Raw genomic sequence first — 11,258 nt, forward strand, 5'->3', positions numbered from 1 at the left:
AATTAATTGGTTCCGCTACTTGGAAGTATCATGGCGAATTTTTCTACTCATCTCAAAGCATCTACCATCGTCAGTGCGACATTCAGCTCTGTCTTATTAAGCATGGCTGAAGTTAATGGATTTCAAGCGCTTGGTTTATTTATTGTTGGCGCACTCGCAGGATTGTTACCCGATCTGGACTCCGACAAATCTAAATCACTCAATAGTCTGTTTAGCATCTTTGCGCTACTTGCCGCTGGGATTGTTTTACTCAATAACAACTTTGACTCAGTCATTGAAACCTGGTTAGTTGGTGCCATGATGTATGTGTGTTTTATGTATGTCATCAAACCTATTTTTGAACATTTTACAGTTCACCGAGCCACCTTACACTCGATTTCTGCGGTACTGATGTTTAGCATTCTAACATTGCACGCAGCCCTACTTGTGGGTGTCACTTTGTACATTGCAGTGCTGAGCAGTATTTTTATTTTTACTGGCGCAATCACCCATCTCATATTAGATGAATGCTACAGCGTAGACATTGATAACAAAGAGCTTAAAGCCTCGTTCGGCACCGCAATGAAAATGATTGATCTGCGCTACCCAATTACCTCCTTGTCGCAAGTTGCAATCACTGCTGGGGGTATCTATTTTGCACAGCCCTACTGGACAGATATCTCATCTCTATTCACTACTTGGTCCACAAAACTACAAACGTTGCGCTTTTTACCAGACTTACATAACCTGCCTTGGCAGAGCTGGACATGGTAACCCATTTTAAGCTCACACCGTTGCAAGCAACGTGCATGCAAACAATACTGTACAACTGAATTCGACGCAGTAATTTCGTATAGATAGCAAGTTGTGGTAAGTTACGCGCTCAAAATTATTCGTTACCTTAAATAAAGGATATCCGATGGCTGAGTTTTTTAACCAAATCAGCGGCCTGTTGTGGGGACATATTCTTATATACCTCCTGATCGCAGCCGGTGTTTTCTTTACGATCCGACTTGGGTTTATTCAATTTGCTCAATTCCCGCATATGGTCAAAGTCATGGCCAACAGTCGAAGTGGCGCTGGTGAAGGTATCTCCTCATTTCAGGCATTTTGTACCTCACTCGCAGCCCGTGTAGGCACAGGTAACATGGCCGGTGTGGCTGTCGCCCTGTATTTAGGTGGTGCAGGCGCAATCTTCTGGATGTGGCTTATTGCCTTAATTGGTATGGCAACCAGCTTTGCAGAAAGTGCACTCGCTCAGCTTTATAAAGTAAAAGACGAAGACGGCAACTACCGAGGCGGGCCTGCTTATTACATGCAGTATGGTTTGAACAAGCGCTGGATGGGGATTTTATTCTCACTCTGTCTAATCCTTGCCTTTGGCTTAGTATTCAATGCAGTACAATCAAATTCCATTGCGGCAGCATTTGAAGTGGCATTTGATGTACCTAAATATGTAATGGGCATTGTGCTTGTTATTGGCTCTGCGTTCATCATCTTTGGTGGTCTGAAAACCATCGCACGCTTTGCAGAACTCGTTGTACCATTCATGGCATTAGCTTACCTGTTAGTTGCACTGTACGTGTGTTTTAGCAACTTTGAGTTACTACCAGATGTGTTCATGCAGGTTATTAACAGCGCATTCGGTTTAGAGCAAGCAGCTGGCGGTGCTGTAGGCTATGCCGTTATGCAGGCAATGATCCAAGGTATTAAACGCGGCTTGTTCTCTAACGAAGCCGGTATGGGTAGTGCAGCAAACGCCGCTGCAAGTGCTACACCAAACCCAAACCACCCTGCATCACAAGGTTATGTACAAATGCTCGGTGTATTTGTCGATACCATTGTGATCTGTAGTGCAACTGCAGCCCTGGTTTTATTATCAAACCAGCTGGTGCCTGATTCAGGTGTTACCGGTATTGCATTAACACAGGCAGCCCTTGTAGAACATGTTGGTCAATGGGGTGCAATCTTCATTGCCGTCGCTATTTTCTTCTTCGCATTCACATCAATTGTGGCGAACTACAGCTACGCTGAGACTAACCTAATGTTCTTGCAAGAAAACAAGACTGCCATGATGGTATTCCGTCTGTGTGTATTAGGCATGGTGATGTTTGGTGCGGTGGGTGAGCTTGGTCTGATTTGGACACTGGCTGACATCTCAATGGGTATGATGGCCATTGTGAACGTTGCTGCATTATTCATGTTGTCGGGTATTGTGATCTGGCTTGCCAAAGACTACAAAGCCCAGCTTAAAGAAGGTAAAACACCCAAGTTTGACCCAAGTAGCCGACCTGAAATAGCAAAAACGCTTCCTAAAGGTATTTGGCGCAAATAAATAGCCAATTACCTTTATCTAAAAAAGCGGCAGTTAATCTGCCGCTTTTTTGTTCCCCCTCTCTTCAAAGCCGTTAAATCCACTACCTTATAATAAGAGCCCGTTAACAGCAGGGTGAATACCATGCTTAGAAAGACAATAATTGTTATAGTATAACATTTCAAATATAATGCGCGGCAACCGTCACACAAGTGTGAAAAATTGGAGTATGTAATGCAAAGTGATAATCAGCCAATCTCGGCGATCCCAACCAACATCATCACCGGCTTTTTAGGCGTTGGTAAAACCTCCGCAATTAAGCATCTGCTAGCACAAAAGCCTGAGGATGAAAGGTGGGCCATCTTAGTCAATGAGTTTGGTGAGATTGGTATAGATGGTAATTTACTTAGCGGAAAAAAAGATAGCCAAGTATTTATCCGAGAAGTACCCGGTGGGTGTATGTGCTGCGCATCTGGCTTGCCAATGCAAATCGCGCTTAATCAGCTACTCAGTGAAGCTAAGCCGCATCGCTTACTCATTGAACCCACAGGGCTTGGACACCCCTTAGAAGTACTGCAGTTATTATCAAATCAATATTACCAGCAATTGCTTAGCCTCGAAAAAGTCATCACCCTAGTCGATGCACGAAGCCTCACTGATACCCGCTACACAGAGCATGCTACATTTAATCAGCAAATCGCCATTGCTGATGTCGTGGTTGGCAATAAACTAGATTTATATCAGGACACTCAAAAAACACAGCTTGAGCTATTTTTGGCCGAAAAAGGGTTTGATAGTAAGCAATTAGAGTTTTGCTCACACGGGCAACTCAACCCCCAGTGGCTTAGCGGCAAAACAATCAATAACGCTAAACCGCCTTGTCATCACCACCATCACCATGATGCCGATCCAGCTAGAGACATTAACGCAGAGCCTTTCCCTGAAGATGGCTTCCTAAAAGCTCTAAATGAAGGAGAAGGCTTTGTCAGTGTAGGCTGGCGTTTTGCCCCCGAGCAAGTATTTGACAGAGATAAGCTGAGAGTATTTGTCACCAGTGTCGACGCGGAACGTTTAAAGGCGGTGTTTATCACCATGGATGGCATTTTTGGCTACAACAAAACAGCCGATGGCACAACAGAGATAGAACTAGACGAATGTATTGAAAGCCGCATTGAGATCATTGGTGAAAACCTAAGTACAGATCTTGAAACAAAGCTTATCCACTGCTTAGCAACCTAACTATAAAAACTTAGAAGCACTAAGCATTATGCATAACGCGCTCAAACAACATTAATTAACAACAATACGATTAATACAAAGAGCAACCCAAAGGGTTGCTCTTTACTCATTATCTTACAAAGATATAAGTTGTGCCACCGACTATTTTCGAACCAATATTAGTCGATTTAAAGTACGTCCCACCATAAATATTCGCATAGTTAAGCATGGAGAAATTACCACCTTTGCCATCACAAACCCCATCTTCAAACCAATAAAGTCTGAATATGCTTTCCCCTGTTAAACCGTGATTTAAACCAAGCGTGTCTTGCAGTGGAATACAGTTTGCGCTTTCAAATTTAGAGATATCAGCAATGCCGTAATAGCCTGCATCACGCATAGTCAGCATCATTTCTTGGCTATTATTCTTGAAATGGAACCACTGAGGATCAGTCAAATGGAAATTATCCACAAACGAAGTGATATTTTGCGTCTCGGTATAATGTGACTCGTAGTTATTTGCACTGCTGTACTCTTTACCCGGCACATAGCGAATGGCCATTAATGTCCAGCCGCCACCTTGATTTTCCATATCACAGAAAGTAGTAAATTCAGCCAAACCGCCTACACCGTCAGGATCCAACGTATAGTAGCCAGACAATGAATCTGGGCTTTTCTCTAGGATCATTTTACAGCTTGCGCTACCTGATACCGGTTGAATATTTTTGTTTGCACGAATAGTTACCGTATCACTACCATCGGTCGTAATATCTTGCGCAAATAAGTGACCGTCGATATCTAGCATGTTGACCACTTCATGTATATGAGTGAGCTCAGCATCTTTTGACTGTTCTTCTTGTAAAAACAGCTCATGGTTTTCAAACTTAATTGTCTGCTCGTTAACTTTGGCTTGGTTTAAGTTGTAAGTTTGTCCTGAGTCCAACTGACCCGTTTTGTTAGGTGCGTACACAGCCAAATAAGCAACTTTTTGTGAGACCCGAGTATTTCCAGTTGTTTGTAGTTCTTGATATTGAATTTTAGCGTTAAAACCGATCTGGTTAACATTATTGGCTCTGGCAACGTATGCAAAACCACTGTTATCAGATTGCGGACTTAGAAATAAATAAGGTACTTGATCATACTGCTGAGAAAATTCAAACGTTTGGCTGGCAGTACTTATATCAAGTACGCCTACTTCCCAGATTGACCCATCGGCCATAGTATGGATACCAGCCCCTAATGTAAGCGTTGAGATGGTTTCGTTGGTATGCGTACCATCTAAATACTCCCACTCTTTATAACTTAAGCTAAACGAGCCGTCAGAGTTCTTTTTCAGTGAAACAGCACCTGGCTCCGCATGTAAATTGCTGGCAACACCAGTTACAACCACCTCATTGGATGTTGCTGGCACCAGCACACCATTATGACTGACCGTATTTTCAACCAAAACAACAGCATTTACAGAACTTGCAGCAAATACTGCTGCTGACAATAGAGCGAGTTTAAACATTTACTTTTCCTTATGTTTTACTAGGTATGAGGCCGAATAATTGCAACCTTCGCAATTATGTTAACAAACCACGTCCCTTTTTTATATACGAAAAAGTTATTTTATTAAGTTAAATCAATATATTAATAATATTATATTTAGATAAATACGCCCCAATTACCGTATTCATAAGTACGACAAACACTAAGTAAAAAACACCTAATTAGCCCAATTTAACAGGGGAAAACACACCTCTCAGCATGCAAAAACCGCTTTATGACCATTTAATGTCCAAACAAACCAATTAGTTATTGCCTTTTAAAATAAAATCATTATAGTGACAACCAAGTCGGCATATAGCGCAGCTTGGTAGCGCACTGTCATGGGGTGTCAGGGGTCGCAGGTTCAAATCCTGCTATGCCGACCAGCTTTCCTCTTATTAATCATTGAGATACACCCTTTTTTCTTCCTTATTTTATTTGCACCGCCCCATTAATGCCCCATTAGCGTCCCATTATACAGTACTTTCAAGCATACCTGTTCTTTAGCATTTTCATTCTCTTTAACTTGTTTCACTGAGTCTTCTTAACAGCATTTTTTCTTGTGCTCTCACGTTTTCAGATTATATACTGTATATATAAACAGTATCAGGTTGACGTATGAAAGTAATACCAATCAAAGCAAGTGCCGGCATAACAGGATTTGAATCACCGGCTGCGGAATACAGAGAACTAGGACTGTCTTTAGATCAATTATTAGTGCAACACCCAAATGCGACTTTCATTGGCTTGGCGTCCGGTGATTCAATGCAAGGCGTAGGCATTTTCGATGGCGATCTACTTGTTGTTGATAGAGCAGTACAGCCACAGCAAAACGATGTAATCGTTGCTAACTACAACAACGAGTTTGTTTGCAAACTATTAGACGTTGATAATAGGTTGCTGAGATCTGCCTCCCCCATTTATTCGCCAGTAAGAATTAGTGATTGCGATAACTTTCAGCTAGAAGGTGTCGTCATTGGCTCTGTTCGTATGCATCGCAGTAATTCGGAATTAACTAAATGTATGCACTAGTTGATGCAACTGCGTTTTATGCGTCTGCAGAGAAGGTATTTGATCCGAGCATACGTAAAAAGCCCGTTGTCGTTTTATCTAACAATGATGGGTGTATCGTTGCGGCTTCTCCTGAAGCCCGGCGTTTAGGTATTCCAAAGTTCGAGCCCTACTTTAAATTGAAAGATATTCTGCATAATAATGGCGTAGTAATTAAATCGTCTAACTATGAGTTATACGCTGATCTCTCCGATAAAATGATGAATGTCATCAACCAATTTAGTGACAATCACTATATCTACTCTATCGATGAGTCATTTCTAAAGTTCGACGGCTATAGTGATGTGGTTTCATCATGGTATGACTACGGCCATTTAATCCGGCGTTCAGTGTGGCGTAAAACAAAACTACCTGTTGGGGTAGGTTTTGGCCCTACTCCAACGCTAGCAAAAGCAGCAAACCATGCTGCAAAGAAATTCCCAAACGCTACAGGTGTTGCAGTAATCGACAATGAACAAAGCCGCAGACAAATACTTTCAAAAATGGGTGTTGGTGACGTTTGGGGAGTTGGAAGAAAGCTAACTAAAAAGCTGCAACTATTCGGCGTTGAAACTGCACTCGATTTGGCAATACAAAACCCACGACTTATGCGCCAGCAATTTAGTGTTGTGCTCGAGCGCACTATCACAGAGTTAAATGGTGAAGAGTGTTTATCTTGGGATGAAGTAAAGCAACGTAAAAAAGAAGTCTACAGTACTCGCAGTTTTGGCGAACGTGTTACCGATCCATTCTCGCTCAAAGCCTCACTTGCAACTCATTGTTCTATCGTGACCAAGAAGCTAAGAAAGCAAAACTCACTGGCAAAACGTATTGTGATATTTGCTCACAGTTCGCCACACGAGAATGACTATTTCAAAAAGTCTTTCATTAAAGAGCTACCTGTTTCATCCAATGATGCAACCGTATTTGCGAACGCTGTAGAGAATGTATTTAGCCAATTGTATAAGCCGGGCGTTAGATACTACAAAGCAGGTGTTGGAGCTATTGAGCTAGAAGATGATGTATTTCAACAGGCAGATATGTTTAATCAATCTCAGGACAAGCCAGAACTTATGAAGTGCTTAGACGAGATAAATAATAGATATGGTTCCACTACCGCTCGCATTGGGCCAGAGTTACAAACTAAAAATTGGGAAATGCGCAGAGAGTTTTTATCTCCACGCTATACGACCAGGTGGCCTGATATTCCAGTAATCAAATGCTAGGCATTTAATATGTTTAGCGCATCTTCAGCGCTCATTTCCCAGATGTTATAATTTCCGGCCGCAATCAGCATTCTTCTGTATATTTCTATCATTGGCATATGGCTATTCATATTGTCATTTTTCTGTAGATACTGTTCCTGCTCGCGAAACTTACCTTGCTCTACAACCAAAAATCTAGCGAAGCACATATATTCAGTTTCACTGTTTCCATCAAACCCTAGAAAAGTTGATCTGCGATGATCATCCAATTCCTTACTGGCGGTTCTTGCTCTTGTATCTTCAATCGCTCTATATAAATCCAATATGTTCAAAACCAGCTTACATGATTCTTCACTCATTTCTTCTGACAGGTGCTGAAATACTTGATTGTAAAAAATTGTATAGCCTGACTGTAAAATCTTTATTAGTTCTTGGTAGTGGCTGGCATCATTCTCATTTTGAATAGACAAAATCTCAAATTGATTGATCAACTGAAGTCTCTCTTGTTGGCTAAGATTCATTAATTGTCCTTAGTGTTTTCCGTTATCTTAAACACTAGTTAGGCACACAACTGTCAAAAAGCAAACAAGAGTGAAAGGCTATTGATATAAATCAATCTAATAGAAGTGGCTTACCGCATTGTCTAAAGGGAGCTAACCTAAAACCTTCGTTTCCTACACTTGCCAATCGAGCTAAAGTTATCACAATATAAGCTACATTGAAGTTGAACACTCACGAAAGGAGATAATCATGTTAACGCCTGAGCAAAAGGTATTCGTAGAGAGCAAGGCACAAGAGGCAATCGCAAAATATGGCGAGCACATAAAAGTCTATGGACGATTGACGCAAGGTGGATATTCACTTGATAAAGAGCTTTACAATACTCCGCAAGCTGAATATTTTAGGGATATTGTGCGTGCTCATTTTCAAAACTTGGAAGGGTTTATTAGTGAGATCAAGCTAAATAGCGATGGCCGCTATCTAGATGTCAGGATCGTCCCCATTTAGAAGAATTCTACATGAGCTAATATAGCTAATTGCTTGTAGATTAATTTGAAACTTAAAAGCCGCCTATAGCGGCCTTTAAGTTATTTAGCTATCCTTTAGCAAATCATAAAAATGTTCGTAAAATCTATATTTAGGACAGTTTTTCGGAGTAATATCCTTTATATATCCTAAATCCTCCATATACCGAAGTGCTGCTAGAAGCTCTGGGTGCTTATCAGGGTGATAAATAAAACATGGTTCATCTGTAGAAATCTGATAATTACTTTCTAATACGAAAAAAGTGCGCGCTCCAGCAAATATTGGATTTTGAACGTCTTCTATCATTTCCCGAATGATCTCAGGGAATTTTTCTTTTAAACCTTCCCATTGCTCAACTGCTTTTTTTTCACTCTCTTTTTGTCTACGCTGATCTGTATACTTATTTCCGTAAAAGGTGCCAGCAGCACCGGTAAACCCACCAACAACAAACCCTATTGCTAACGAAAGAATATCCATACACCCTCCAACCTTCTCTCAAATAGGATCATTATACCCCTATTCCTTAACCCTAAAAAATTCACCAAGGGACATTTTTGCAAGCTCTGGATAAGCTTCCACAAATTTACCGAGAAAATCTAAACCCGGATTTCCTCTGCCCGGCTGCAGCCTATTGCTAAAGGTGTTTAACTCACTCTGACTATCAGGTTCACGCCCATAAACCTGACGAAATAAAGCCCTGTTACCAGCATCACCTTTTAAGCTCGTCAATACAGATAGCCCAGCTTCTATGTGTCGCCTGTCTGTCTCTTTCTTTTTTGGCATTTCGCTCGCCATACGCTTCCTATTATTGTTCGAATCATAGAGTGATCTAAAAGTTAAATCAAAAAAGACTTAATTTAAATCATAAATGATTTGACATTAAATCAAAGATGATTAATTATAATTCAATATTAAGTCAAAGATGATTTAAAAGGAACTAAAAATGCTTTATCAAAATGAATTAGTCGTTGATAACTTTGCAGGGGGTGGCGGTGCTTCAACCGGTATGGAGCTAGGCCTGAATCGTCATGTCGATATAGCCATCAATCATGACCAAGATGCTATAGACATGCACAAACTAAATCACCCCGAAACTAAACACTATTGCGAGTCAGTATGGGATGTTGACCCTATAGAGGCTTGTAATGGTCGCCCAGTAGGGCTTGCGTGGTTCAGCCCTGACTGCAAGCATTTTTCCAAAGCCAAAGGAAATGTACCAGTTAATAAAAACATACGTGGTTTAGCTTGGGTTGCTGTACGTTGGGCAGCACTTGTGCCTGTCAGAATTATAATGCTAGAAAATGTTGAGGAATTTCTTACTTGGGGACCTGTTGTAGATGGAAAGCCATGCAAAGAGCGAAAAGGTGAAACGTTTAATGCTTTTATTCTAGCGCTCACAACTGGCTTACCATGTGAAAACCCCGCATTCAATGAAGTGTGTGAAGCGCTATGTATAGAGAATGATCACATAACACAAAATAAAATCATCAACGGCCTTGGCTATAACGTGGAATGGCGAATACTAAAAGCTTGTGATTACGGAACGCCAACTATTCGTAAACGATTATTCCTAATTGCACGAAATGATGACAAACCAATTGCGTGGCCCGAGCCCACTCATGGTGAAGGTTTAAAGCCATACAAAACAGCAGCGGATATAATCGATTGGTCCGTGCCAGTTAAGTCTATTTTTAACCGCAAACGTCCTTTGGCAGAAAAAACTATGGCCAGAATCGCAAAGGGGTTGCAAAGATTTGTACTTAACTCGAATAACCCTTTCGTAGTTCCTGAAGAGTGTTCAATCCCTTTTATTACTGAACATGCAAATGCTAGCAATCAACGCAATATGTCCGCAAATGAACCCCTTAGAACAATATGCGCCCAAGTGAAAGGTGGTCATTTTGCACTTGTCTCTGCTCATATTGCAAAACACTACACAGGTGTTGACGGCTCGGACATTCAAGATCCATTGCATACCGTAACAGCTAAAGATCATAACGCACTTGTCACAAGCCACATGGTTAAACTACGCGGTTCAAACATAGGCCACGGTACGAATGAACCAGTGCACACCATCTCAGCCGGTGGCTTTCATATCGGTGAAGTGAGAGCTTTCTTAGTTGAGTACTACGGCACGGGTAGTGTTCACCGGCTTGATAAGCCATTGCACACAGTAACAACTAAAGACCGTTTCGGCCTAGTAACGATTAAGGGCGAAGATTATCAGATCGTTGATATAGGTATGCGCATGCTTGAACCGCATGAGCTATTTGCAGCACAAGGCTTTCCAGACGACTACAAAATAAGCCGTGACAGCAGCGGAATGAAACTATCAAAAGCAAAGCAAGTCGCTCGCTGCGGCAACGCCGTTTGCCCACCGGTTGCTCAAGCAATTGTTGAGGCCAACTTAAGATCAAATGAAAGCCGTATAGCGGCGTAACTTTCAGTAAAAATAAAGGAATTAAAATCAATGCAACCAATGCCAGCAGACATAAAGGTGAATGAATCACTACAAAACTACGCAATAAGGAAAGCCCGAGAGGTAGCTGCTCTAGAACAAGAAAATAAGCAGCTAATCGACAATTGTGATCACTGGGAATCCAAAGCGACTGAATTAGCAAATGATGTAGCGACATTTTTCAACACAAATATAGGCGAACATTCTAATGTTAATTGCCCCGTTGAAAATGCCATTGATGCTGTTCATATGAGAATGGGACAAAAGCCAGAAACCATTAAGTACCAATGCAGCAAATGCACTGAACAATATGATGTTGATGTATTTGCACACAAATCACCAAACATAGGAATTGAATGCCAGTGTGGCGCTTCAATGGTGCCTATCAACTAATTATGTTTAAAGAATAACCACGCAATTAAAATTGTTAAATGAGACTTGTTGATGACTACAATAATTTACGACCATAAGAATTCTC

Annotated in this window: 12 protein-coding genes and 1 tRNA gene; 9 read left to right on the forward strand and 4 right to left on the reverse strand. The window is 41.2% G+C overall.

Features of this window, described 5'->3' with window-relative positions:
- Positions 1-30 precede the first annotated feature (30 nt).
- The 3 genes from N473_RS00995 (at position 31) to N473_RS01005 (ending at position 3,532) form a co-directional block, all read left to right on the forward strand.
- Positions 31-753, forward strand: coding sequence for a metal-dependent hydrolase (locus N473_RS00995; protein WP_063366359.1), 723 nt, complete (start codon positions 31-33; stop codon positions 751-753).
- A 145-nt stretch (positions 754-898) separates the two neighbouring features.
- A complete protein-coding gene (locus tag N473_RS01000; RefSeq protein ID WP_039609348.1) occupies positions 899-2,314 on the forward strand; it encodes an alanine/glycine:cation symporter family protein in 1,416 nt (471 codons plus the stop codon).
- Positions 2,315-2,527: 213 nt separating this feature from the next.
- Entirely contained in the window at positions 2,528-3,532 is a 1,005-nt protein-coding gene (locus N473_RS01005; protein WP_063366360.1) for a CobW family GTP-binding protein, read from the forward strand.
- 109 nt (positions 3,533-3,641) lie between these two features.
- Here N473_RS01005 and N473_RS01010 read toward each other — a convergent pair whose 3' ends face one another.
- Entirely contained in the window at positions 3,642-5,021 is a 1,380-nt protein-coding gene (locus N473_RS01010; protein WP_063366361.1) for a fibrinogen-like YCDxxxxGGGW domain-containing protein, read from the reverse strand.
- Between the two features lie 329 nt (positions 5,022-5,350).
- Between N473_RS01010 and N473_RS01015 the strand changes: the two genes are divergently transcribed.
- The 3 genes from N473_RS01015 to N473_RS01025 all read left to right on the forward strand — a co-directional run bounded on the left by N473_RS01015 (position 5,351) and on the right by N473_RS01025 (position 7,317).
- Positions 5,351-5,427, forward strand: a tRNA-Pro gene (locus N473_RS01015).
- Between the two features lie 232 nt (positions 5,428-5,659).
- A complete protein-coding gene (locus N473_RS01020) occupies positions 5,660-6,073 on the forward strand; it encodes a LexA family protein (RefSeq protein WP_063366362.1) in 414 nt (137 codons plus the stop codon).
- Positions 6,061-7,317 carry a Y-family DNA polymerase gene (locus tag N473_RS01025; protein ID WP_063366363.1) on the forward strand — a complete coding sequence of 419 codons (1,257 nt, stop codon included), beginning with the start codon at positions 6,061-6,063 and terminating at the stop codon, positions 7,315-7,317. Before N473_RS01020 ends, N473_RS01025 begins: the two co-directional genes overlap by 13 nt.
- Here the strand turns inward: N473_RS01025 and N473_RS01030 are convergent.
- On the reverse strand, positions 7,314-7,817 hold the full coding sequence (locus N473_RS01030; RefSeq protein ID WP_063366364.1) for a YfbU family protein: 504 nt from the start codon (positions 7,815-7,817) through the stop codon (positions 7,314-7,316). The two genes, N473_RS01025 and N473_RS01030, sit on opposite strands and share 4 nt — an antisense overlap.
- Before the next feature lie 229 nt (positions 7,818-8,046).
- Here N473_RS01030 and N473_RS01035 point away from each other — a divergent pair, with 229 nt between their 5' ends.
- Positions 8,047-8,304, forward strand: a complete 258-nt coding sequence (locus N473_RS01035; RefSeq protein ID WP_063362098.1) for a hypothetical protein — start codon at positions 8,047-8,049, stop codon at positions 8,302-8,304.
- An 84-nt stretch (positions 8,305-8,388) separates the two neighbouring features.
- On the opposite strand, the gene N473_RS01040 is transcribed toward N473_RS01035, so the two are convergent.
- Positions 8,389-8,799, reverse strand: a complete 411-nt coding sequence (locus tag N473_RS01040) for a hypothetical protein (protein WP_063362099.1) — start codon at positions 8,797-8,799, stop codon at positions 8,389-8,391.
- Positions 8,800-8,838: 39 nt separating this feature from the next.
- On the reverse strand, positions 8,839-9,117 hold the full coding sequence (locus N473_RS01045) for a hypothetical protein (RefSeq protein WP_063366365.1): 279 nt from the start codon (positions 9,115-9,117) through the stop codon (positions 8,839-8,841).
- A gap of 148 nt (positions 9,118-9,265) precedes the next feature.
- Here N473_RS01045 and N473_RS01050 point away from each other — a divergent pair, with 148 nt between their 5' ends.
- Together N473_RS01050 and N473_RS01055 are read left to right on the forward strand one after the other, a co-directional pair.
- Entirely contained in the window at positions 9,266-10,762 is a 1,497-nt protein-coding gene (locus tag N473_RS01050) for a DNA cytosine methyltransferase (protein WP_063366366.1), read from the forward strand.
- 30 nt (positions 10,763-10,792) lie between these two features.
- Positions 10,793-11,173, forward strand: a complete 381-nt coding sequence (locus N473_RS01055) for a hypothetical protein (RefSeq protein ID WP_063366367.1) — start codon at positions 10,793-10,795, stop codon at positions 11,171-11,173.
- The last annotated feature ends 85 nt before the right edge of the window (positions 11,174-11,258 follow it).

The organism is Pseudoalteromonas luteoviolacea CPMOR-1, from assembly GCF_001625685.1.
Classification (GTDB): domain Bacteria; phylum Pseudomonadota; class Gammaproteobacteria; order Enterobacterales; family Alteromonadaceae; genus Pseudoalteromonas; species Pseudoalteromonas luteoviolacea_K.